The 22,463-nt window shown below is 71.7% G+C and carries 26 protein-coding genes; 16 read left to right on the top strand and 10 right to left on the bottom strand.

Features of this window, described 5'->3' with window-relative positions; genetic code table 11:
- Window positions 1-27: 27 nt before the first annotated feature.
- The 9 genes from EPA64_RS16580 (at window position 28) to EPA64_RS00495 (ending at window position 6,520) form a co-directional block, all read left to right on the top strand.
- Window positions 28-387 (top strand): SH3 domain-containing protein, encoded by a 360-nt coding sequence (locus tag EPA64_RS16580; protein ID WP_246026534.1) that lies wholly within the window; start codon window positions 28-30, stop codon window positions 385-387.
- 101 nt (window positions 388-488) lie between these two features.
- Window positions 489-1,259, top strand: a complete 771-nt coding sequence (locus EPA64_RS00530; protein WP_246026577.1) for an SDR family NAD(P)-dependent oxidoreductase — start codon at window positions 489-491, stop codon at window positions 1,257-1,259.
- A 25-nt stretch (window positions 1,260-1,284) separates the two neighbouring features.
- Window positions 1,285-1,485: a twin transmembrane helix small protein gene (locus EPA64_RS00525; protein WP_134724301.1), complete on the top strand. Its 201-nt coding sequence runs from the start codon at window positions 1,285-1,287 to the stop codon at window positions 1,483-1,485.
- Window position 1,486: 1 nt separating this feature from the next.
- Complete coding sequence (locus EPA64_RS00520; RefSeq protein WP_134724300.1) at window positions 1,487-2,059, top strand: cob(I)yrinic acid a,c-diamide adenosyltransferase; 573 nt, start codon at window positions 1,487-1,489, stop codon at window positions 2,057-2,059.
- A gap of 131 nt (window positions 2,060-2,190) precedes the next feature.
- Entirely contained in the window at window positions 2,191-2,949 is a 759-nt protein-coding gene (locus EPA64_RS00515) for an electron transfer flavoprotein subunit beta/FixA family protein (protein WP_134724299.1), read from the top strand.
- Window positions 2,949-3,884: an electron transfer flavoprotein subunit alpha/FixB family protein gene (locus tag EPA64_RS00510; RefSeq protein WP_134724298.1), complete on the top strand. Its 936-nt coding sequence runs from the start codon at window positions 2,949-2,951 to the stop codon at window positions 3,882-3,884. The genes EPA64_RS00515 and EPA64_RS00510 overlap by 1 nt, the downstream gene beginning before the upstream one ends.
- 138 nt (window positions 3,885-4,022) lie before the next feature.
- On the top strand, window positions 4,023-4,898 hold the full coding sequence (locus EPA64_RS00505; protein ID WP_134724297.1) for a 3-hydroxybutyryl-CoA dehydrogenase: 876 nt from the start codon (window positions 4,023-4,025) through the stop codon (window positions 4,896-4,898).
- 54 nt (window positions 4,899-4,952) lie between these two features.
- Window positions 4,953-6,041 (top strand): type III polyketide synthase, encoded by a 1,089-nt coding sequence (locus EPA64_RS00500; protein ID WP_246026533.1) that lies wholly within the window; start codon window positions 4,953-4,955, stop codon window positions 6,039-6,041.
- Window positions 6,038-6,520 (top strand): isoprenylcysteine carboxyl methyltransferase family protein, encoded by a 483-nt coding sequence (locus EPA64_RS00495; protein ID WP_167626549.1) that lies wholly within the window; start codon window positions 6,038-6,040, stop codon window positions 6,518-6,520. The genes EPA64_RS00500 and EPA64_RS00495 overlap by 4 nt, the downstream gene beginning before the upstream one ends.
- 28 nt (window positions 6,521-6,548) lie before the next feature.
- On the opposite strand, the gene plsY is transcribed toward EPA64_RS00495, so the two are convergent.
- From plsY to EPA64_RS00475, 4 genes are all read right to left on the bottom strand, one after another.
- On the bottom strand, window positions 6,549-7,151 hold the full coding sequence (plsY, locus tag EPA64_RS00490) for a glycerol-3-phosphate 1-O-acyltransferase PlsY (RefSeq protein ID WP_134724295.1): 603 nt from the start codon (window positions 7,149-7,151) through the stop codon (window positions 6,549-6,551).
- Window positions 7,144-8,418 carry a dihydroorotase gene (pyrC, locus tag EPA64_RS00485; RefSeq protein ID WP_134724294.1) on the bottom strand — a complete coding sequence of 425 codons (1,275 nt, stop codon included), beginning with the start codon at window positions 8,416-8,418 and terminating at the stop codon, window positions 7,144-7,146. Before pyrC ends, plsY begins: the two co-directional genes overlap by 8 nt.
- A gap of 78 nt (window positions 8,419-8,496) precedes the next feature.
- Window positions 8,497-9,465: an aspartate carbamoyltransferase catalytic subunit gene (locus EPA64_RS00480; RefSeq protein WP_134724293.1), complete on the bottom strand. Its 969-nt coding sequence runs from the start codon at window positions 9,463-9,465 to the stop codon at window positions 8,497-8,499.
- 88 nt (window positions 9,466-9,553) lie between these two features.
- Window positions 9,554-10,156, bottom strand: coding sequence for a YqgE/AlgH family protein (locus EPA64_RS00475; protein ID WP_134724292.1), 603 nt, complete (start codon window positions 10,154-10,156; stop codon window positions 9,554-9,556).
- A gap of 126 nt (window positions 10,157-10,282) precedes the next feature.
- Between EPA64_RS00475 and EPA64_RS00470 the strand changes: the two genes are divergently transcribed.
- Window positions 10,283-11,074 carry a protein-disulfide reductase DsbD domain-containing protein gene (locus tag EPA64_RS00470; RefSeq protein WP_246026532.1) on the top strand — a complete coding sequence of 264 codons (792 nt, stop codon included), beginning with the start codon at window positions 10,283-10,285 and terminating at the stop codon, window positions 11,072-11,074.
- On the opposite strand, the gene EPA64_RS00465 is transcribed toward EPA64_RS00470, so the two are convergent.
- Window positions 11,056-11,886: a uracil-DNA glycosylase gene (locus EPA64_RS00465; RefSeq protein ID WP_134724291.1), complete on the bottom strand. Its 831-nt coding sequence runs from the start codon at window positions 11,884-11,886 to the stop codon at window positions 11,056-11,058. The genes EPA64_RS00470 and EPA64_RS00465 overlap by 19 nt on opposite strands.
- Window positions 11,887-11,946: 60 nt before the next feature.
- Window positions 11,947-12,897: an L-threonylcarbamoyladenylate synthase gene (locus tag EPA64_RS00460; protein ID WP_134724290.1), complete on the bottom strand. Its 951-nt coding sequence runs from the start codon at window positions 12,895-12,897 to the stop codon at window positions 11,947-11,949.
- Window positions 12,898-13,018: 121 nt separating this feature from the next.
- On the opposite strand from EPA64_RS00460, the gene EPA64_RS00455 reads away from it, so the two are divergent.
- From EPA64_RS00455 to EPA64_RS00440, 4 genes are read left to right on the top strand one after another with little or no spacing between them, the layout of a single operon-like run.
- The gene (locus EPA64_RS00455) at window positions 13,019-14,710 is read left to right on the top strand and encodes an acyl-CoA dehydrogenase (RefSeq protein WP_134724289.1); all 1,692 of its coding nucleotides are present in this window, start codon (window positions 13,019-13,021) and stop codon (window positions 14,708-14,710) included.
- A gap of 53 nt (window positions 14,711-14,763) precedes the next feature.
- Window positions 14,764-15,873 carry an MBL fold metallo-hydrolase gene (locus EPA64_RS00450; protein WP_134724714.1) on the top strand — a complete coding sequence of 370 codons (1,110 nt, stop codon included), beginning with the start codon at window positions 14,764-14,766 and terminating at the stop codon, window positions 15,871-15,873.
- 10 nt (window positions 15,874-15,883) lie between these two features.
- Window positions 15,884-16,045, top strand: a complete 162-nt coding sequence (locus tag EPA64_RS00445; protein WP_134724288.1) for an aa3-type cytochrome c oxidase subunit IV — start codon at window positions 15,884-15,886, stop codon at window positions 16,043-16,045.
- A 51-nt stretch (window positions 16,046-16,096) separates the two neighbouring features.
- Window positions 16,097-16,741: a hypothetical protein gene (locus tag EPA64_RS00440; RefSeq protein WP_134724287.1), complete on the top strand. Its 645-nt coding sequence runs from the start codon at window positions 16,097-16,099 to the stop codon at window positions 16,739-16,741.
- Window positions 16,742-16,780: 39 nt separating this feature from the next.
- Here EPA64_RS00440 and EPA64_RS00435 read toward each other — a convergent pair whose 3' ends face one another.
- Together EPA64_RS00435 and EPA64_RS00430 are read right to left on the bottom strand one after the other, a co-directional pair.
- The gene (locus EPA64_RS00435; RefSeq protein WP_246026531.1) at window positions 16,781-17,122 is read right to left on the bottom strand and encodes an AzlD domain-containing protein; all 342 of its coding nucleotides are present in this window, start codon (window positions 17,120-17,122) and stop codon (window positions 16,781-16,783) included.
- Window positions 17,119-17,907: an AzlC family ABC transporter permease gene (locus EPA64_RS00430; RefSeq protein WP_134724286.1), complete on the bottom strand. Its 789-nt coding sequence runs from the start codon at window positions 17,905-17,907 to the stop codon at window positions 17,119-17,121. The genes EPA64_RS00435 and EPA64_RS00430 overlap by 4 nt, the downstream gene beginning before the upstream one ends.
- A 718-nt stretch (window positions 17,908-18,625) precedes the next feature.
- Between EPA64_RS00430 and EPA64_RS00425 the strand changes: the two genes are divergently transcribed.
- The gene (locus EPA64_RS00425; protein WP_167626548.1) at window positions 18,626-19,207 is read left to right on the top strand and encodes a GNAT family N-acetyltransferase; all 582 of its coding nucleotides are present in this window, start codon (window positions 18,626-18,628) and stop codon (window positions 19,205-19,207) included.
- Here EPA64_RS00425 and EPA64_RS00420 read toward each other — a convergent pair.
- Window positions 19,202-20,107, bottom strand: coding sequence for a hypothetical protein (locus EPA64_RS00420; protein ID WP_134724284.1), 906 nt, complete (start codon window positions 20,105-20,107; stop codon window positions 19,202-19,204). The two genes, EPA64_RS00425 and EPA64_RS00420, sit on opposite strands and share 6 nt — an antisense overlap.
- A complete protein-coding gene (gene greA / locus EPA64_RS00415; protein WP_134724283.1) occupies window positions 20,100-20,570 on the bottom strand; it encodes a transcription elongation factor GreA in 471 nt (156 codons plus the stop codon). The genes EPA64_RS00420 and greA overlap by 8 nt, the downstream gene beginning before the upstream one ends.
- Before the next feature lie 210 nt (window positions 20,571-20,780).
- Between greA and EPA64_RS00410 the strand changes: the two genes are divergently transcribed.
- Window positions 20,781-22,427: an electron transfer flavoprotein-ubiquinone oxidoreductase gene (locus EPA64_RS00410; protein ID WP_134724282.1), complete on the top strand. Its 1,647-nt coding sequence runs from the start codon at window positions 20,781-20,783 to the stop codon at window positions 22,425-22,427.
- Window positions 22,428-22,463: the final 36 nt, after the last annotated feature.

The raw sequence follows: 22,463 nt of genomic DNA, 5'->3' as shown, positions 1-22,463 counted from the left end.
CACCCTGCCCGGCGCCTGTTCGATGCCATGTTTCGTGTGATTGCCCTGTCTCTTGTCGCCCTGTTCGGCCTGCTGGCGCTGCTGGGGACCGAATGGACCGGCAGCCCGGCGCCCACGCTCAGCGCGGGCGTGCTGCCGGGGATCGGCCTGCCCGCCGCGACGCCCGCCCCCGCGCCCGCCGCCGGTCTGCCGACGCTGTATGTCGCCGGGCCGCGGTCCGGCATTTTTGCCCGCCCGGCGCGCGACGCGGCCCTTGTGCGCGATGTCCCGCAGGGCGAGCCGCTGTATCCCCTGGGCGACACCCGCGACGGCTTTGTCGAGGTGCGCGACGCACAGGGCCGCGTCGGCTATGTGCCCGCCGTGCATCTGTCGGAACGGCCGGTCTGACCTTGCCGCCCGCATCCGCTACCGCATTTGCGCCCGCCCCTGCACCCGGCGCGCCCCGGACCGTCCTGATCACCGGCTGCTCGTCCGGCATCGGGCTGGACATGGCGCGGCGGATGCAGTCGCGCGGCTGGCGCGTCATCGCCACCTGCCGCCGCCCCGATGACCTGGCCGCCCGCGCCGCCGAGGGGATGACCGCCCTGCCCCTTGACCTGTCGGACGAGGACAGCACCCGCGCCTGCGCCACGGCCGCGATGGCCCTTGGCCGCATCGACGCGCTGGTCAACAACGCGGCATTCGCCCTGCCCGGCGCGGTCGAGGATCTGCCCCGCGGCGGGCTGCGCGCCATATTCGAGGCGAACCTGTTCGGCACCCACGACCTGACCCGCCGCCTGATCCCGCATTTCCGCGCGAACGGCGGGGGGCGGATCGTCAACGTCAGCTCGGTCCTGGGGCTGGTCGGCATCCCGTGGCGCGGCGCCTATGTCGCGACCAAGTTCGCGATGGAGGGGATGACCGACGTCCTGCGGCTGGAACTGTCCGACACGCCCATCAAGGTCGTGCTGATCCAGCCCGGCCCGATCACCAGCCGCATCCGCGCCAATTCCATCCCGCATTTCGAACGCTGGATCGACTGGCAGGCCAGCGCGCGGGCCGACCAGTATCGCGCCAGCCTGCTGCGGCGCCTTTACGAACCCAAGGGACCGGACCGCCACGAACTGCCGCCCTCGGCCGTCAGCGACCGGCTGGTCCACGCGCTGGAAAGCCCGCGCCCCCGTGCCCGCTATGCCGTCACCCGCCCCGCCGTCCTTGCGGGCGTCGCGCGCCGGGTGCTGTCCACCCGCGCACTGGACTGGGTGGCGCGGCGCGGCTAGGGTGCGCCCGAAAGGCGGTGGCGCCATGCACGACAAGCCTCTGTTCATCCTGGCGGCGCTGGCGGTGCTGGTCGTGACCGCGATTCTGGCCACCGGCATCGGCGGCTTCGCCCGGGGTGGCGAGTTCAACCGCAAGCACGGCAACCGGATGATGCGCTGGCGGCTGATCGCGCAGGCCGTGGCGATCGTGCTGATCCTGGCCTATGTCTGGATGCGGGGACAGTGACATGGTCGTGCTGAACAGGATCTATACCCGCACCGGCGACGGCGGCGACACGGCGCTGTCGGACGGCTCGCGCGTGCCCAAGCACGATGCGCGGGTCGAGGCCTATGGCACGGTGGACGAGCTGAACGCGACGCTGGGCCTTGCGCGGCTGCATGCGGGCGGCGACATGGCCGACCGCCTTGCCGTCATCCAGAACGAACTGTTCGACCTGGGCGCCGACCTGTCGCGCCCGAACATGGCGGCGGACGCCGACGCGCCCTATGCGGTGCTGCGGATCATCGCGTCGCAGGTGGACCGGCTGGAATCCGAGATCGACGCGATGAACGCGGCGCTGTCGCCGCTGCGCAGCTTTATCCTGCCCGGCGGCACCGCGCTTGCCGCGCATCTGCACCTGGCCCGCACCGTGGCCCGGCGCGCCGAACGCCGCGCGACCGGACTGGCCCTTGGCGGCGACGTGAACCCCGTCGCGATCCGCTATCTGAACCGCCTGTCGGACTGGCTGTTCGTCGCCGCCCGCGCAGCCAACGGCGGCGGCGCGGGCGACATCCTGTGGGTGCCCGGCGGGTCGCGATAGGCGGGCATTGGTTCCGCCCGCGCGGGCGGTCGTCCGGTTGTGGCGTGGCGGGGCATTTTCCCCCTGTAAAACCCCGGCCGCCGCCGCTATCTGGTCCCCAGATTTTGACGCAGTGAAGTGGAGAGGCGCCGATGAAGGTTCTCGTGCCGGTCAAGCGGGTGATCGACTATAACGTCAAGGCCAGGGTCAAGGCGGACAGATCGGGTGTCGATCTGGCCAACGTCAAGATGTCCATGAACCCGTTCGACGAGATCGCCGTCGAAGAGGCGATCCGCCTGAAGGAGAAGGGCGCCGCGACCGAGATCGTCGTCGTCTCGATCGGCGTCAAGCAGGCCGCCGAAACCATCCGCACGGCGCTGGCGATGGGCGCGGACCGCGGCATCGTGGTGGTCGCCGCCGACGACGTGCATCAGGACATTGAGCCGCTGGCCGTCGCCAAGATCCTTGCCAAGGTCGTGGCCGAGGAACAGCCTGGGCTGGTCATCGCCGGCAAGCAGGCCATCGACAACGACATGAACGCCACCGGCCAGATGCTGGCGGCGCTGCTGGGCTGGGGCCAGGCGACCTATGCGTCCGAAATCGCGATCGATGGCGACGCGGCCCGCGTCACGCGCGAGGTCGATGGCGGGCTGCAGACGATTTCCGTCAAGCTGCCGGCCGTGATCACGGCCGACCTGCGCCTGAACGAGCCGCGCTATGCCTCGCTGCCCAACATCATGAAGGCAAAGAAAAAGCCGCTGGAGGAGAAGACCGCCGCCGATTACGGCGTCGATGTCTCGCCGCGGCTGACGGTGGTCAAGACGACCGAACCGGCGGGCCGCAAGGCCGGCGTCAAGGTCGGCTCGGTCGATGAGCTGGTGTCGAAACTGAAAGAAGCGGGGGTGGTGTGATGGCCGTTCTTCTGGTCGCCGAACTGAACAACGGCAAGGAACTGGCGACGGACGCCACCGCCAAGGCGCTGAGCGCGGCGAAAAAGCTGGGCGACGTGACGGTGCTGGTCGCAGGCCACGACTGCCACGGGGCCGCGGACGAGGCCGCCAGGCTGGACGGCGTCGCCAAGGTCGCCTGCGTCAGCTCGCCCGCGCATCAGCACGGCCTGGCCGAGCCGCTGGCCGACCTGATCGTCGGCATGGCGGGCGGGTTCAGCCACATCGTCCTGCCCTCGACCGCCAGCGCCAAGAACATCGCGCCGCGCGTCGCCGCCCTGCTGGACGTGATGGTGATTTCCGACGTGATGGAGGTGGTGGACGCCGACACCTTCGCCCGCCCGATCTATGCCGGCAACGCCATCCAGACGGTGAAATCCTCGGACAAGGTCAAGGTTCTGACCGTCCGCACCGCCAGCTTTGAGGCGGCGGGCCAGGGCGGGACTGCCGCGCCGGTCGATCACAACGAGGTCGCCGGTTCGGAATCGGGCCTGTCGTCCTGGGTCGAGGACAAGGTCGCGGCATCCGACCGCCCGGAACTGACCTCGGCCAAGCGCATCGTCTCGGGCGGGCGCGCGCTGGGGTCCAAGGACAACTTCGCCATCATCGAGGCCTTGGCCGACAAGCTGGGCGCCGCCGTCGGCGCATCCCGCGCGGCGGTCGATTCGGGCTATGCGCCGAACGACTGGCAGGTCGGGCAGACCGGCAAGGTGGTGGCGCCGGAACTGTATATCGCGGCCGGCATCTCGGGCGCGATCCAGCATCTGGCGGGGATGAAGGACAGCAAGGTCATCGTCGCCATCAACAAGGACGAGGAAGCGCCGATCTTTCAGGTCGCCGACTATGGCCTGGTGGGCGACATTTTCACCATCCTGCCGGAACTGACCGAAAAACTGTGAGTTGGGGAACCGAAGGCGGTTCCCTCCCCCACGCCTGCATGCCTGCAACCGCCCGTGGCCCTCGCCCCGGGCGGTTTGCCATTGCCGACCCGTCCGGCTTGGCCCTATCGTCGCCGCGGTCAGTCAAAGGGGACGAACATGGCGGTTCAGTCGGTGGGCATCGTCGGTGCGGGTCAGATGGGCAACGGCATCGCCCATGTCTTTGCGCTGGCGGGGTTCGACGTGCTGATGACCGACATCTCGGCCGAGGCCTTGGACAAGGCGGTGGCGCTGATCGACCGCAACCTTGACCGGCAGGTCAGCCGCGGCAAGGTCGCGGCCGCCGACAAGGACGCCGCGATGGCGCGCATCCGAACGACCCAGACGCTGACCGACCTGGGCGCCTGCGACCTGGTGATCGAGGCCGCGACCGAACGCGAGACGGTCAAGCAGCAGATCTTCGACACGCTGCTGCCGCATCTGACGCCCGACACGATCCTGACGTCGAACACCTCGTCGATTTCCATCACCCGGCTGGCCAGCCGCACCGACCGTCCGCACAAGTTCATGGGGTTCCACTTCATGAACCCGGTGCCCGTCATGCAGCTGGTGGAGCTGATCCGCGGCATCGCCACCGACGACGCGACCTATCGCACCCTGCACGAGGTCGTCGAAAAGATCGGCAAGACCGCCGCCAGCGCCGAGGATTTCCCGGCCTTCATCGTCAACCGCATCCTGATGCCGATGATCAACGAGGCGGTCTATACGCTGTATGAAGGTGTGGGCAACGTCCGCTCCATCGACGAGTCGATGAAGCTGGGCGCCAACCACCCGATGGGCCCGCTGGAACTGGCCGATTTCATCGGGCTGGACACCTGCCTGGCGATCATGAACGTCCTGCACGAGGGGCTGGCCGACACCAAATACCGCCCCTGCCCGCTGCTGACGAAATACGTCGAGGCGGGGTGGCTGGGCCGCAAGACCGGGCGCGGCTTTTACGACTATTCCGGCGATACGCCGGTGCCGACACGGTGATGGAACAAGCGGGCCGCGCCGCGCCTTGATGGCTGATGCCGAAAGGATCGGATCGTGACCCTTCACCAGCCCCTGCCCGTCGGCGACCCCAACCCCGCGACCGACACCCCCGTGCGCCTGCTGGGACTGGCGACCGCCCTGCCCCCGCACATCCTGCGCCAGACCGACGTGATCGCCCGCGCGCGCGAGCTGCTGGCCCCGCGCTATCCCCAGTTCGACCGCATCGCCGCCGCGTTCGAGAACGCGGGCATCGACCGGCGCGGGTCGGTCGTCCCGATGGGCTGGTTCGGCGGCGCGCACGGGTGGAAGACGCGCAACGACGCCTATCTGGCGGGCGCGACGGCGCTGTTCCAGGACGCGGCGGCCCGCGCGCTGGCGGCGGCGGGGCTGGCCGCCGACCGGATCGACACCATCGTCACCGTCTCGTCCACCGGCGTCGCCACCCCCACGATCGAGGCGCGGGCGGCCCGCGACATGGGCTTTCGCCCCGACGTCCAGCGGGTGCCGGTGTTCGGCCTTGGCTGCGCGGGGGGCGTCACCGGCCTTTCCATCGCGCGCGACCTGGCCGCGGCGCGACCCGGATCGCGGGTGCTGATGGTCGCGGTCGAAACCTGCACCCTGCTGTTCCGCATGGACCGGATGGACAAGGCCGACATCATCGCCACCGCGCTGTTCGGCGACGGCGCGGCCGCCGTCGTCCTGGGGTCGGGCGCGGGCGACACCGGCCCCGCGGTCGGGCGCGGTGTCCAGCACATGTGGCCCACCACGCTGGACATCATGGGCTGGGACGTGGACGACACCGGGCTGGGGGTGATCTTCGACCGCTCGATCCCCGCCTTTGCCGAGGCGGAGCTGGCCGCCGCCTATGCCGCCATGCAGCCCGCGCTGGGCGCGGCACCCGTCGCCCGCATGGTCTGCCACCCCGGCGGGGCCAAGGTCGTGACCGCGATCGAGGCCGCGCTGGGCTTGCCCGGCGGCAGCCTTGACGCCGAACGCGACGTGCTGCGCGACGCCGGCAACATGTCCGCGCCGACCGTGCTGTTCGTGCTGGAACGGGTGCTGGCGACGCGGCCCTCGGGCCGGCTGATGCTGTCGGCGCTGGGGCCGGGGTTCACGCTGTCGATGCTGCCGCTGGATTTGTGATGGGCGCGGCGCTGTTCATCGGCTTTCTGGTCGCTCAGCGGCTGGCCGAGCTGGCGCTGGCGCGGCGCAACACCGCGCGGCTGCTGGCGCGGGGAGCGGTCGAACATGGCGCGGCGCATTATCCGCTGATCGTGGCGCTGCACGGGGCCTGGCTGGCCTGCATCGCGGCGTTCGGCTGGGGACAGCCGGTCCATGCGGGCTGGCTGGCGCTGTTCGCCGTGCTGCAGGGGCTGCGGCTGTGGATACTGACGACTCTTGGGTCGCGCTGGACGACGCGGATCATCGTCACGGGCGAGCCGCTGGTGCGGCGCGGCCCGTTCCGCTGGCTGCGGCATCCGAACTATACGCTGGTCGTGGCGGAAATCGCCGTGGCCCCGCTGGTGCTGGGGCTGGTGGGGGTGGCGGCGGTGTTCACCGTCCTGAACGCCGCCGTGCTGTCGATCCGCCTGCGTGCGGAAAACCGGGCGCTTTATTCCTGAGCGCACCGAGTGCTGCCCTGCCTCACGTCTAGCGCGGCTTGGCCCCGCCGATCCGGGGCTCGGTGCCCGCCAGCAGGCGCTGGATGTTGGCGCGGTGGCGCACGACGATCAGCACCGCCATGAACAGCGTGACGGCCGCCAGCCCGCGCAGCCCCCAGATCAGGGCAAAGACGGGCGCGCCGGCGGCGGCGACCAGCGCCGACAGGGACGAGATGCGGGTGATCGCGGCCGTCGCCAGCCACAGCGCGCAGGCCATCACGCCCAGCGCGGGAAACAGCGCCAGCGTCGTGCCCAGAAAGGTGGCCACGCCCTTGCCGCCGCGAAAGCCCAGCCAGACCGGGAACAGATGGCCCATGAACGCCGCGCCGCCAGCGACTAGCGCGGCGGCATCGCCCGCCAGCCAGCGCGCCAGCAGGACGGCGATGGCCCCCTTGCCGCTGTCCAGGATCAGCGTGGCCAGCGCCGCGCCCTTGTGCCCGGTGCGCAGCACGTTCGTCGCGCCGATGTTGCCGGACCCGATGGCGCGCAGGTCGCCCAGACCCAGCGCGCGGGTGATGACGATGCCAAAGGGAACCGATCCCAGCAGATAGCCGCCGACGGCGGCCGCGATCAGCGTCAGCGCGTCAGTCATGGCCGCCCCCGAACACGCGCTTGCCGCCGACCCATGTGCCCAGCACCCGCCCCTCCATCCGCGCGCCGTCAAAGGGGGTGTTCTTTGACTTCGACCGCAGCGCGAAGCGGTCCAGCACAAAAGGCGCGTCCGGGTCGAACAGCACCAGATCGGCCGGCGCCCCCGCCCCCAGCCGCCCGCCGGGCAGGCCCAGCCGCGTGGCGGGGTTCAGCGACAGCGCGCGCCACAGCTGCGCCAGCCCGATCCCGCCCTGATGGTAAAGCCGCATCGCGGCGGGCAGCAGCGTTTCCAGCCCCACCGCGCCGGGGGCCGCGACCTCGAACGGCAGGCGCTTGGACTCTTCGTCCTGCGGCGTGTGGAAACTGCCGATGACGTCGATGCGGCCGTCGGCCACCGCCTCGACCAGCGCCATGCGGTCATCCTCGGACCGCAGGGGCGGGGTCAGGCGGAAAAAGGTGCGATAGTCGCCCACGTCGTATTCGTTCAGCGTCAGGTGGTGGATCGACGCGCCGGCCGTCACGTCCAGCCCCGCCGCCCGCGCCCGGTCCAGCACCGGCAGGGCGGCCGCCGTGGTGATCTGGTCGGCGTGCCAGCGCACCCCCGTCATCTCGACCAGCGCCAGGTCGCGTTCCAGCCCCATGCGCTCGGCCATCGGCGACACCGCCGGGATGCCGTAAAGCGAGGCGAACTTGCCCGCCGTCGCCGCCGCGCCGCGCGACAGCCCCGCGTCCTGCGGGTGGCCCACGATCAGCGCGCCCAGTCCCCGCGCATAGCCCATGCAGCGCGACAAAAGCCGTGTGTCGGAAACCACCCGCACGCCATCGGTGAAGGCCAGCGCGCCCGCGTCCATCAGGAACCCCATCTCGACCATCTCGCGCCCGTCGCGCGCGCGGGTCAGCGCGGCCTGGTGGCGGATGCGGACCGGCTGCTCGGCGGCGCGCCGGGTCACGAACTCCAGCCCCTCGGGGGTGTCGATGGGGGGCAGCGTGTCGGGCCGGGCGACGATGGTCGTCACGCCCCCCGCCGCCGCCGCCAGCGCGGCGGAGCGCATGGATTCGCGGTGCCGCTCGCCCGGCTCGCCGATCTTGACGCCCCAGTCCACGATGCCGGGGGCAAGGCAGCGCCCGCCGCAGTCGATGACCGTCGCGCCCTCGGGCGCGTCGTCATCCAGCCCGACGATGACGCCGTCCTGCACGGTCAGGCTGCCGGGTTCGTCGGTCAGCGCCTGCGGGTCGATCAGGCGGGCGTTCTGGAAATGCAGGATCATCGGACGGACCTTGTGGCGGTGGCGGCCGCAGCCGGACGATGGGGGAACGGCGCGGCCGGGGTGCTGCGGGTCGGGGCGTCAGACATACGCGCCCCCCTCCGCCGCCCGTGCGCCCCGTTCGGCGCGCAGGTTGCGCGCCAGCAGGTCCATCGCGGCCATGCGGACCGCCACGCCCATTTCCACCTGGTCCTGGATGACGCTGCGGTTGATGTCGTCGGCGATGGTGCCGTCGATTTCCACGCCGCGGTTCATCGGGCCGGGGTGCATGACGATGGCGTCGGGCTTGGCCAGCGCCAGCTTTTCGGCGTCCAGCCCCCAGCGGTGGAAATATTCGCGTTCCGACGGGATGAAGCCGCCGTCCATGCGTTCCTTTTGCAGGCGCAGCATCATCACCACGTCGGCGTCGCGCAATCCCTCGCGCATGTCCTCATACACCTCGCAGCCCCAGTCGGCGGCGCCTTTCGGCATCAGCGTGGCGGGGCCGACAAGGCGCACCCGCGCCTCCATCTTGCCCAGCAGGATCAGGTTCGACCGGGCGACGCGGCTGTGGGCGATGTCGCCGCAGATGGCGACGGTCAGCCGGTGCAGCCTCCCCTTGGCGCGCCGGATGGTCAGCGCGTCCAGCAGCGCCTGCGTTGGGTGTTCGTGCCGCCCGTCGCCCGCGTTCAGGACGGCGCAGTTGACCTTGCTGGCCAGCAGGTTGACCGCGCCGGAATGGGGATGGCGCACGACCAGCAGGTCGGGCTGCATCGCGTTCAGCGTCAGGGCGGTGTCGATCAGCGTCTCGCCCTTTTTGACGCTGGACTGGGCGACGGGCATGTTCATCACGTCCGCGCCCAGCCGCTTGCCGGCCAGTTCAAAGCTGGACTGGGTGCGGGTCGAGTTCTCGAAGAACAGGTTGATCTGGGTCAGCCCCTGCAGCGCGTCGCCGTGTTTCACCGTGCGGCGGTTCAGCGCGGCATAGGTCTCGGCAAGGTCCAGCAGGGACGTGATCTCGGCCGGGGCAAGCGGCTCGACCCCCAGCAGGTGACGGGCGCGGAACGTCATGGGGGCCTCCGGTTGTCCGGGCCCTCTATGGCAAATGGGTGCGCGACGGGCAAGCGGGGCGGCGGCACGGATGCCGCGCCCCGACCCCTCAGGCGCGCCCCGCGGCCGCCGACAGCATCAGGGGGTCGATGCCCAGCGATTTCAGCGCCGCCTGCCATTTCTGGGTGTTGTCGGCGCCAAAGACGATGTCGTCGCCGGCGTCGGCGGTCAGCCAGCCGTTGGCCATCAGCTCACCCTCAAGCTGGCCCGCACCCCAGCCGGCATAGCCCAGCGACAGCACCGCGCGGTCGGGGCCGCGGCCGCGGGCGATATCCTCAAGGATGTCGCGGGTCGTGGTCATCGCCAGCCCGCCTTCGCCGATCCGCATGCGCCCGCCTTCGCCGTCGCCCTCGTCCGGGTCGGCGTCGTCGTCGGCCTGCATCCGGTGCAGCACGAAACCGCGCCCCGGTTCGACCGGGCCGCCGAAATGGACCGGCAGCGGCGGGATCTGCCCCGGCGCGTCGATGCCCAGCTGGCCCAGCAGGTCGGCAAACCGGATCTCGGGCAGCGGGCGGTTCAGCACCAGCCCCATCGCCCCCTGCTCGCCATGCGCGCAGACCAGCACGACGGACCCCGCAAACCGCGGATCGTTCATCCCCGGCATGGCGATCAGCAGCTTGCCGGTCAGGCTTTCGGTATCGGTCGCAATCATCGGGATTCCTTTCCCCCTGAACATCGGTGCGCGGGGTGCCGTCTGCAAGACGCGCGGGCGGGGCGGCGTCGTTCCGTGGCGAAGTTGTGACTTTCCGGCGGCGCCCCCGCGCCCTATCTGGAACGCATGCGTGCGATATTCACCCTTGCCCTTGCGGCTGCCACCGCCCTGCCCGCGCTGGCCGACGACCTGCCGCCGGGCATCGTCTCGGCCCGGCTTATCCCCGGTCACGCGGCGGCGGACGGCACCCGCGTCACGGCGCTGGACCTGCAACTGGAACCGGGGTGGAAGACGTATTGGCGCAGCCCCGGCGACAGCGGGGTGCCGCCGCAGTTCGACTGGTCGGGGGCCGCCAACGTGGCCGGCGCGACGCCGCTGTGGCCCACCCCCGAGGTGATCGATTCGGGCGGCGACCGGACGCTGGGCTATCACGACCGGCTGGTGCTGCCGATCGAGCTGGCCCCCCATCGCCCCGGCCAGCCGATGACCGGCCCGGTCGCCGTCGATCTGGGCGTGTGCGAGAATGTGTGCGTGCCGGTCCATGTCACGCTGGACCTGCCCGCCCCCGACGCCCCCGGCACGCCTGCCGATCCGCTGATCGCGGCGGCGCTGGCCCGCATGCCGGATCGCGGCGACGCGGCGCTGGACTGCACGCTGGCCGACATTGCCGACGGGGTGCAGGTCACGGCCGGGCTGGCCGCGCCCGCCCACCCCGATGCCGTCGCCGCCGCGATGGAGCTGGCCGAGCCGGGGGTCTGGGTCTCGCAGGCCGACCTGACCCGCGAAGGCGGTCGGCTGACCGCGACCGCCGATTTCGTCGGGCCGACCGGCAAGCCGTTCGCGCTGGACCCCGCCAAGGTGCGGCTGACGCTGATCGGCCCGGACGGCGCGGTCGAATATCAGGGCTGCGCGGGCTGACCCTGCATCAGCCGCACCTTTAGCGACAGCAGATCGGCCCATGCCTCGCGCTTGGCGACCGGGTTGCGCAGCAGATAGGCCGGGTGCGTCATCGGCAGCGCCGGACGCCCGAACGCGGTGGTCCACTGCCCCCGCAGGCGCAGGATGCCCTGCTGGCCCAGCGCTGCCTGCGCCGCGGCGTTGCCCAGCAGGACGACGATTTCGGGGGCGGCCAGTTCGACGTGGCGCGCGACAAAGGGCAGCATCGCGTCGATTTCCGCCTGTTCCGGGCGGCGGTTGCCCGGCGGCCGCCACGGCAGCACGTTGAAGATATACAGCGCCGCGTCGGGGTCGGGCGCTGTGCGCGACAGGCCGATGGCGGCGAACATCTGGTCCAGCAACTGCCCCGCGCGGCCGACAAAGGGGCGGCCCTGCCGGTCCTCCTCCTCTCCGGGCGCCTCGCCCAGCACCAGCACGCGGGCGGCGGGATTGCCGTCGGCAAAGACAAAGCTGCGGGCGCCCTTGCGGATGTCGAGGCCCTCATGGGCCTGCTGCGCGGCCGCAAGCTCGGCCAGCGTGCCCGCACGGGCGGCCATCTGCGCGGCATCGGCCCCCGGCGCTTGCCCCGGCGGGGGCGGCGGCGCGGCGGTGGGCGGGACGGCCGCGGGCTGGCGGGCGATCTCGGCCCCCGCCTCGCGGATCGGTTCGGCAAAGCGGTCCACGGGCGCGTCCAGCATCGGCTCGTCCACGCCCATCTCGCGCTGCCAATCCAGCAGCGCAAGCGCAGTCGCGGCGTCCAGCGCCACGCCGTTCCATGTGGGGTCGGCCGTCATGGCGGCACGCTAGGGCCAAGCGCGCCGCGCGGCAAGCTGGCCGCCGGCAAAGGGCCGCCGCTATCGTGGGGCGGCGGCGCGGCGCAGGCGGTCGTTGATCGCCAGCCCCAGCCCGGTGCCGGGCACCCGCGCGACCGCGATGGGGCGGCCCAGCCGATCGGCGGCGCGCAGCACGTCGAACAGCCGCGCCGCCGCCTCGGTCAGGTCGCCCGTGGCCGACAGGGTCAGGTCCGCGCCGTCCACGCGGCCGAAGCCAACGAAGGTCTCGCCCGGCCGCGGCGCGTCCGCGTCCAGCCGCAGGGCGGCGCGCGGGGCATAATGGCTGGACAGCTGCCCCGGCGAATCGGGGGCGGCCAGATGGCCTGCGCGGTCCAGGGGTCGGCCCAGCGCGGCCTCGACCGCCTCGGCGGGGATGCCGCCGGGGCGCAGCAGCGCCGCACGGCCGTCGCGCCATCCGACGATGGTCGATTCCACCCCGACCGGGCACGGCCCGCCGTCGATGACGGCGGCGATGCGCCCGGCCAGCCCGCCGTCGGGGTCCAGCACATGCGCGGCCGTGGTCGGGCTGATCCGCCCCGAGGCGTTGGCCGAGGGCGCGGCAAGTGGCCCGCCGAACGCCGCCAGCACCGCCTGCGCCACCGGATGGGCGGGCACGCGCACGCCGACCGTGTCCAGCCCCGCGGTCACGATGCCCGCCAGCCCGCTGCCGGGGCGCAGCGGCAGCACCAGCGTCAGCGGGCCGGGCCAGAACACGGCCGCCAGCCGCTCGGCCTCGTCGTCCAGCAGGGCGATGGCGCGGGCCGCGGCCGTGTCGGCCACATGCACGATCAGCGGATTGAACGCGGGCCGCCCCTTGGCGGCATAGATGCGCGCCACCGCCGCCCCGTCGCGGGCGTCGGCGGCAAGGCCATAGACCGTCTCGGTCGGCAGGGCGACGGCCTGTCCCGCAGCCAGCAGTTCGGCCGCGCGGGCGATGCCCTGGGGATCTTGACGCAAGGTCAGTGTCTGCATGGGCGCCCTGACGCGGGGTTCGGGTTGCGGCGGAAACAGCGCCCGATAGGCTGCCGTCAATCGGGGATTACGCGCGCGCCCGCCAAATGCAAGCGGCGCCCGCCATAGGGGAACGAACATCATGGCCTATCGCGCGCCGGTCGACGACATCGCATTCATCCTGAACCATGTCGTGCCGATGGCGCCGGTCGCCGCCACCGACCGCTTTGCCGAGGCGACGCCCGACACCGTCGATGCCGTCCTGACCGAGGCGGGGCGCATGGCGACCGAGGTGCTGGCCCCCCTGAACCGCGCCGGCGACCTGACCCCCGCGCGGCTGGAAAACGGCGCGGTGCGGTCCTCGCCCGGCTTTGAAGACGGCTTCCGCGCCATCGCCGACGGGGGCTGGATCGGGCTGGGCGCCGATCCCGAATACGGCGGCGCGGGCCTGCCGCAGGCGCTGAACATGGCGGTGGCCGAGATGATGGCCGGCGCCTGCCTGGCGCTGCAGCTGAACCCGCTGCTGACGCAGGGCCAGATCGACGCGCTGGACCATCACGGCAGCGACGCGCTGAAGGCGCTGTATCTGCCCAAGCTGATTTCCGGCGAATGGTCGGGCACGATGAACCTGACCGAACCGCAGGCCGGGTCGGACGTGGGCGCGCTGACCACGCGCGCCGAACGGGCGGACGACGGCACCTATCGGATCACGGGGCAAAAGATCTTCATCACCTGGGGCGACAGCGACGTGACCGACAACGTCTGCCATGCGGTGCTGGCCCGCCTGCCCGACGGCGGCGCGGGAACGCGCGGGATCAGCCTGTTCATGGTCCCGAAATACCTGCCCGACGACGGCGGCAGGCCGGGCGTGGCCAACAGTCTCAAGGTGGTGTCGCTGGAACACAAGCTGGGCATCCACGGCAGCCCGACCTGCGTCATGAGCTTTGAGGCCGCGACCGGCTGGCTGATCGGGGACGAGCACAAGGGCATGGCCGCCATGTTCACGATGATGAACGCGGCCCGGCTGGGCGTCGGCGTCCAGGGCGTCGCCGTGGCCGAGGCGGCGTTGCAGCACGCCGCCGCCTATGCCGCCGAACGCAACCAGATGGGGCTGATCATCGGCCATCCCGACGTGCGCCGGATGCTGGCCACCAGCCGGGCCGAGGTGTTCGCCGCCCGCGCCATCTGCCTGGCCTGCGCGCAGGCGCTGGATCTGGCGCGCGCCACCGGCGACGCCGAACAGGCCGCCCGCGCCGCGTTCCTGACCCCCATCGCCAAGGCTTACGGCACCGATGTCGGCTGCCGCGTGGCCGACGCGGGCGTGCAGGTCCACGGCGGCATGGGCTTTGTCGAGGAGACGGGCGCCGCCCAGTATCTGCGCGATGTTCGGATCACGCCCATCTATGAGGGCACCAACGGCATCCAGGCGATGGACCTTGTCGGCCGCAAGATGATGGACGGCGGCGACGCCGCGATGCGCCTGATCGACGAGGTGATGGACGGCGCCAAGACCGCGCAGGCCACCCTGCCCGACCTTGCCGGCGAGGTGTGGCAGGCGGCCGAAACGCTGCGCGAGGCGACGCAGGCGCTGATGGACCAGGGCACGGCCGACCGCTTTGCCGGGGCGGTGCCGTATCTCTCGGCCTTCGCGCGCGTGCTGGGGGCGCATTTCCACCTGCTGGCCGCGCAGTCCGGCGATCCCGCCCGCCAGGCGCTGGCGCGGGTCCATGTGGCGCGCATCCTGCCCCGCGCGGCGGCCGACCTGGCCGAGGCCCGCGTCGGCGTGGACGACCTGAACGCGGTGCCCGACGCGGCATTCGCCGGCGCGGCGTGACCGGCGCCGGCCATACCCCGGCCCCGCCGGACGCCGATGCCGACGCCGCCGACATGGCCGCGGCGCCCCCGCCCGCGGCCAGCGGCGTCCAGCATCCCTGGCGCGATCCCCCGGCCGAGGGGCAGGCCACGCAGATCGCCGACGGCGTGCTGTGGCTGCGCCTGCCGCTGCCGATGCGGCTGGACCACGTCAACTGCTATGCCCTGCGCGACGACGACGGCTGGACGGTGGTGGACACCGGCTTTGACACAAGCCGCACCCGCGCGATCTGGCAGGCGCTGCTGGACGGGCCGTTGGCCGGCGCGCCGGTCGTGCGCGTCCTGGCCACGCATCAGCACCCCGACCACATGGGGCTGGCCGGCTGGTTCCAGTCGCGCGGCGCCGCCCTGTGGACCAGCCGCACCGCCTGGCTCTTCGCGCGGATGCTGGCGCTGGACGTGCAGGACCGCGCGACGCCGGAACAGCTGGCCTTCTGGCGCCGCGCCGGCATGGACCCCGGCCGGCTGGCCGCCCGCGCGGCCGAACGCCCGTGGAACACCGGCGATGTCGTCCACCCCCTGCCGCTGGGCTACCGCCGCCTGATCGAGGGCGAGGTCGTGCGCCTTGGCCGCCGCGACTGGCGCGTCGTCATGGGCGAGGGGCACGCCGCCGAACACGTCACGCTGTGGTCGCAGGACGACGATCTGGTGATCGGCGGGGATCAGCTGCTGCCCGGCATCTCGCCCAACCTGGGCGTCTATCCGACCGAGCCGGGGGCCGACCCGGTCGGCGCATGGATCGCGTCCTGCCGACGCATGGCGGTGCTGGCGCATGACCGGCATCTGGTGCTGCCCGGCCACAAGCTGCCCTTCACCGGCCTGCCCGCGCGGCTGGGCCAGCTGGCCGACAACCACGAATCGGCGCTGGAACGGCTGGCCGCCGCGCTGGCGGTCGCGCCGCGCACGGCGGTCGGCTGCTTTGACCTGCTGTTCCGCCGCCGGATCGGCGACGGCGAATACGGCCTGGCGCTGGTCGAGGCCGTGGCCCACATCAACGCCCTGCGCCTGCGCGGGCTGGTCGGCCCGGCGGGCGAGACGGCGGACGGCGGGCGTTTGTGGGGGGGCGTGACAGCACCGCCCCGATCGGCTAGCAACGACCGCGACGATCAGACACGCCCCGGCTAAGGAAACCCAGATGGCCAACCCGCAGCACCACACCGACACCGACCATCACGAACACGGCACGATGGACGCCACCGGACATCAGCGCGTGTTCGAGGGGTTCGTGCGCGTGTCGGCATGGTCGATCGTGGCGTCGATCGCCATCCTGATCTTCATGGCGTTGTCGAACGCCTGACACGGCATCGCCGACCGCCCGCAGAGGCGGCGGCCGAACAAAGGGGCAATGATGCAGCGGCGACAATTCATGGCGCTGGCCCTGCCGGCCGCGCTGGCGGCCTGCGGGTCCGAAACCAAGATGTCCGACCCGGCGACGATCCGGGCGGCGCGCTTTACCTCGGCCGAGCCGCCGTCGATCACGCTGTTCACCGTGATCGGCATCCCGCGGGGCGAGGGCGGGCATTCCGCGCTGATGATCAACGGCAGCCAGCGCGTGATCTTTGACCCGGCGGGCAGCTGGGATCACCCGCACATCCCCGAACGCGGCGACGTGCTTTATGGAATCACCGACAATTTCAAGCGGTTCTATATCGATTATCACGCCCGTTCGACCTATTGGGTGGCCGAGGACACCGTCCCGGTCAGCCGCGAGGTGGCCGACGAGGCCATCCGCGTGGTCGAGGCGAACGGCGTCGTCAACAAGTCGTTCTGCGCGGTCGCGACCGGCGGGGTGCTGAACCAGGTTCCGGGCTTTCAGGGCGCGCCCTCGGGCTTCAGCCCGCTGAAGCTGCGCAACTGGTTCCTGACGCTGCCCGGCGTCACGTCCAAACGCCACATGGACGGCGACCCGGCCAACAACCACGACGTGCTGCTGCGCCAGAAAAGCGGCGCGATCGAGGGGTATCGCAACGGCACGCTGGTGGTCCAGCGCTGATCCCGGCGGCGCGCGCGGGGCGACCCGTCGCGCGCCCGTTCAGATCAGGGCCAGCGCCGCGACCAGCGTGACGGCGCCGCCGATGATGGCGGCCAGCGTGTTGCGCGTGGCCAGCCCGACCAGCACCGTGACCGCCGCCGCCGCGATCCGCGCGGGTTCCGGCCGCCCGCCCGCCGCCGCGGGCCACGCGACCAGCGGCGCGACCAGCGCGGGCAGCACCGCGACGGCGGTATAGCGCAGCAGCCGCTGCGCCCAGACCGGCAGCGGGCGGTTGCCCATGATCCCCAGGAACGACCAGCGGATCAGGAACGTGCCCACCGCCAGCACGGCGATGACCACCCAGATTTCCACGTCCGACCAGCCCGGCATCTGCGCGCTCATGCCCGGTTCTCCCTGCCTGCCGCCGCGGTCCGGTTCCGGCTGCGTTCGACCAGCGTCTCGACCAGCGCGCCGGTCGTCATGCCCACGGGGGCGGCGATCAGCAGCCCCAGCCCGGACGGCAGGCCGGCCAGCGCCAGCGCCGCGATGACCGACACGGTCGCCGCCGCGACATGGGCACGGGTCCGCAGCATCGGCGCGATCATCGCCAGGAAGGTGATCGGCACCGCGAAATCCAGCGGCCAGTGCGCCGGGATCGCGTTGCCTGCCGTGGCCCCGATCCAGGTGGTCACTGCCCAGGGCGGGCAGCAGACCAGAGAGGCGCCAAGGAAATAGGCGATGCGTTGGGGGATCGTCAGCCGCGGGTGTTTCTCGTAATGCTGGATCGCCATGCCATAGGTCTGGTCCACCAGCAGATAGGCGATCAGCCCCCGCTGCCATGCGGGCGCGCGGCCCAGATACGGCGTGAGCGAGGCCGAATACATCGCCATGCGCAGGTTGACCGCCAGCGCCGACGCCAGCACCAGCAGCGCCGGGGCCTGGTCGGTCATCAGCTGGACCGCCGTGAACTGCGAGGCGCCCGCCAGCACCAGCACCGAAAACCCCATCGTCTGCGCGAGATCCAGCCCCGCCGTGCTGGCGACCACCCCGAACAGCAGCGCAAAGGGCACCATGACCAGCAGGAACGGCAGCGCCTGCACCATCCCGTGCCGGAACGCCTGCGCCGGGCTGCGGCCCAACGCGCGCGCGTCCGCCGCGCCGGGCAGAGAGGAAGGGGGAACGGACATGAACGGCAGCCTTTCGCGTGCGCGCACATTATCGCCGGGGGCGGCGGGCGCAAGGGCGGGCGGCCCACGACTCCCGGCCAGCGCGGCAAGGGGCGGCCCTGCATGGATGGAAACTGGTTCGCCATGCGCCGACCCCGCCCGGTCGCGCACCGATCGCCCGTGAAACAATTCAGGGCGACGGGGGTTTTCGGCGGGAACTGGGGCACGGCGCTGAGCGGGCCGCGAGCCGCCTTCTCCCTCGAAGGGAACGGGGGTTTCCGGCGGGAACTGGGGCGCGGCGCTGAGCGGGCCGCGAGCCGCCTTCTCCCTCGAAGGGAACGGGGGTTTCTGGAGGGAACTGGGGCGCGACGCTGAGCGGGCCGGGAGCGGCCTCCTCCCTCGAGGGGTATGCCGGGCAGTCGGAACCCGGCAAGGCGCTATGCTAGGCATCTAACCGACCGCTTGGGCATGGTTCCGATCCGTTCCCGCCCCTCGGCTGCGCCCGGCGCTTGCGCCGCCGCCCGAACGATCTATTTCGAGGATGAGCTCGAGCCACGGGGAACCGGCCTGGACCGTGAGGGATTACCGCCCCTCCGAGCTCACCTCTTTCGTCAGCCGTATCGTTCCCGTTCGTCGGAGCAGGCGCACCCATCTCGAACCATCCGCCCTAGCCGCCCGTCCGTCCGCCGGGGCTGCAATCGGCACCCCGCCCGGCTATCCCGGACCCGTCAGCCGCCGCATGGAACCCTTGATGCACGCCGCCGCCCCGACCATCGTGACCCCCTTGCCGCTGTCGCTGAGGGGCGATGCGGCGGCGCTGGTCTGGGGGGCGTTCGGCCGGGCCGTCGCACCGGGCGCGTCGCGCCGCGCGGGCATCGCGCTGCTGCGCCGCTGCCTTGCGCGCGACCGGATGCTGGCGGCGGTGGATCCCTGCGGGGGGCTGCTGGGCGTCGTCGCCCTGCGCGGCCCCGGCGGCGGGCTGATGCAGCCGCGGCCAGCGGCGCGGCGGATGATCCTGCGCCCGTGGGCGCGCTGGCGCGACCGCGCCGCAAGGCTGCGCCCGCGCCCGCCCGCGACATCCGATGCGGTGCTGGACGGGCTGGCGGTCGCGCCCTGTGCCAGGCGGCGGGGCGTGGCCTCGGCGCTGGTGATCGCCGCCGCCGACCGCGCCCGCCGGCAAGGTTTCGCCGCCCTGCGGGCCGAGGTCGCGCCGGGCGACGCCGCCGCCTTGCAGCTTTACCGCGCGCTGGGGTTCCAGCCCGCGGGACGCATCCGCACGGGCTGGCGGGCGCAGGCCCTGGTGCTGCGCCTGCCGCTATAGGGCCTGCTGGCGCGCGACCCCCGTCGCCTGCGCCAAAAGCACGAACGCCCGTCCCGACCGCGTGTCGGCCAGCGCCGCCATGCCCGCGTCGTTCAGGTCGTCCGCCACGCGCGTCAGCATGCGGTCATACTGGCGCAGGAAATGATGCGCGGCGTCGCGGAACACCTCGTCCCCCTTCAGCAGGGCGTCGGCGGCGGCGATCAGGTCGTCGTCGGCGATCCCCGCCAGCGCCGCCACCGCCGGGCCGCGCGTGCCGGCGGCAAAGCGGCGCCAGACCTCGGGCGCGGCCGGGCGCGGGTCCAGGTCGTCCATGTAAAGCCCGTTGTCGGCCAGCAGGGTGATGACGTCCTGCGCGGCGCGGATGACGCGGGCGGCCTCGGGGTCGGTCAGGGCCGATTTCAGCGCCTCGATGGCGATGACGTCGTCCGGCCCGTCGGGAAAGTTCAGCGCCGCGACCAGTTCCTCGGGGGTGACCGCGGGTGATTCGGGCACATCGAGCGGCAGCGCGCTTTGCCGTGTCTCGGCCCGCGTCGCGGCGGCGGGGCGTGCCGCGGCGCGCGCCACGCCCGCCGACGGCGGGGGCGCCGGCACCGGCGCGTCGCCCGAGAATGCGCGCATCGATTCGACCCGCGCGCGCAGCGCCTGCGCCTCGGCCCGCAGGTCGGCGATGGCGCGGGCCAGCCCGACCGCCATCCAGATCAGCGCCACCGGCAGGATCACGCCGACCGCCGACATCAGCCGCGCCAGCCCGCTGGCCGGGGCGCCGTCCGGGCCCGCCAGCCAGAAGATCAGCACCAGCGCCAGCCATGCGCCGGTCAGCGCCAGCCCGATGGTGGTGGCGCGGTCGCGCGCCTCTTGCCCCGACACCAGGCCGCGCAGTCGTCCCTGCAGGTCAGGCATATTTGATCGCGATGATTTCATACGATTTCCCGCCGCCGGGGGTCACCACCTCGACGCTGTCGCCCTCGTCCTTGCCGATCAGCGCGCGCGCCAGGGGCGAGCGGACGTTCAGCAGGCCGCGCTCCAGGTCGGCCTCCTGCTCTCCGACCAGCTGGAAGGTCTTTTCCTCGTCCGTGTCCTCGTCCACCAGCGTCACGCGGGCGCCGAACTTGACGCTGCCCGACAGCTTGGACGGGTCGATGACCTCGGCCCGCGACAGCACCATTTCCAGTTCCTTGATGCGGCCCTCGACAAAGGACTGCTTTTCACGGGCGGAATGATATTCGGCGTTCTCGGACAGGTCGCCATGCTCGCGCGCCTCGGCGATGGCGCGGATGACGGCGGGACGCTCGACGCCCTTCAGCTCGCGCAGTTCCGCGTCCAGCTGGTCAAAGCCGGCACGGGTCATCGGTATCTTTTCCATGCGTCCCCCAGGGTCTTGCAGGCCGGTGTCGAAACGCCCCCGACCGGAACGGCGGGGGCGCTGTCTGTGACGGGCCGCATCGTGCCCCGCCAGCGTCCGGGGCGCAAGCGCCCTTGGCCGCGCCGTCGTGTCGCGCGGCGATTGTTCAGCGCGGCAAACCGCGCTAGGCGTCATGCCGGATCATGCTGCAAGCGCGAAGGAGGGCCAGCCATGCACGCAGTCGAACGCGAGGCGATGGATTTCGACGTGGTGATCGTGGGGGCGGGACCGGCGGGTCTGTCGGCGGCGATCCGGCTGAAGCAGATCGACCCCGACCTGAACGTGGTGGTCCTTGAGAAAGGGTCCGAGGTCGGCGCGCATATCCTGTCGGGCGCGGTGCTGGACCCCTCGGGGCTGGACCGGCTGCTGCCCGACTGGCGCGAGCGGGGCGCGCCGATCCGGACCAAGGTGACGCGGGACGAGTTCCTGGTCCTCGGCCCGGCCGGGCAGGTCCGCATCCCCAACTGGCCGATGCCCCGGCTGATGGCCAACCACGGCAACTATATCGTCAGCATGGGCAACGTCTGCCGCTGGCTGGCCGAGCAGGCCGAGGCGCTGGGCGTCGAGATCTTTCCCGGCATGGCCGCCAGCGAGATCGTCTGGGACGGCAACCGCGTCGCGGGCGTGGTCGCGGGCGAAATGGGCAAGAACCCCGACGGCACCCCCGGCCCGTCCTATGAGCCGGGGATGGAGCTGCGCGGCAAATACGTCTTCATCGCCGAGGGCGTGCGCGGGTCGCTGGCGCGCGTGCTGATCGAACGCTTCGACCTGTCGGCCGGGCACGAGCCGCAGAAGTTCGGCATCGGAATGAAGGAAATCTGGGACATCGACCCCGCCAAGCACCATGAGGGCACCGTCACCCACACGATGGGCTGGCCTTTGGGCAGCAACGCGGGCGGCGGGTCGTTCATCTATCACGCCGAGAACAACCAGCTGTTCATCGGCTTCGTCGTCCACCTGAACTATGCCAACCCCTATCTTTACCCCTATGCCGAGTTCCAGCGATTCAAGCACCATCCGGCGGTGGCCGAACTGCTGGAGGGCGGCAAGCGCGTGGCTTACGGCGCCCGCGCCATCAGCGAGGGCGGCTGGCAGTCGATCCCGAAACTGACCGTGCCGGGCGCGGTGCTGCTGGGCTGTTCGGCCGGGCTGGTCAACGTGCCCCGCATCAAGGGCAACCACAACGCCATCCTGTCGGGCATCCACGCCGCCGACGCCGCCGCCGCCGCCATCGCCGCGGGCCGCGAGGGCGACGAGCTGGCCGAGTATGAAACCGCGCTGCGGACCGGCCCGATCGCGGCCGACCTCAAGCGTGTCCGCAACGTCAAGCCGACATGGTCCACGCGCGGCATGTGGGGCAGTCTGGCGCTGGGCGGGCTGGACATGTGGACGGCCAGCCTGCTGCGGTTCAACCCGCTGGGCACGCGCCGCCACCTGAAGACCGACGCGGCATCCACGGGCAAGGCCGCGAACTTCAAGCCCATCGACTATCCGCGCCCGGACGGCAGGCTGTCGTTCGACCGGCTGACCAACGTGGCGTTTTCCTTTACCAACCACGAGGAAAGCCAGCCCTGCCACCTGCGGCTGAAAGACCCCACGGTCCCGATCCGCGTGAACCTGCCGGAATACGCCGAACCCGCGCAGCGTTACTGCCCCGCCGGGGTCTATGAGGTGGTCGAGGAGGCGGGCGAGCCGCGCTTTGTCATCAACTTTCAGAACTGCGTCCACTGCAAGACCTGCGACATCAAGGATCCGACACAGAACATCGTGTGGACGACCCCGCAGGGCGGCGACGGGCCGAATTACCCGAACATGTGAACTGGCCCGGAACCGGGCGGCGGGACGCGGCGTTGC

It is taken from the genome of Paracoccus luteus (assembly GCF_004522155.1).
Classification (GTDB): domain Bacteria; phylum Pseudomonadota; class Alphaproteobacteria; order Rhodobacterales; family Rhodobacteraceae; genus Paracoccus; species Paracoccus luteus.
The sequence above is the reverse complement of the archived record's forward strand: the minus strand, read 5'-3'. Positions and strand labels throughout refer to the sequence as shown.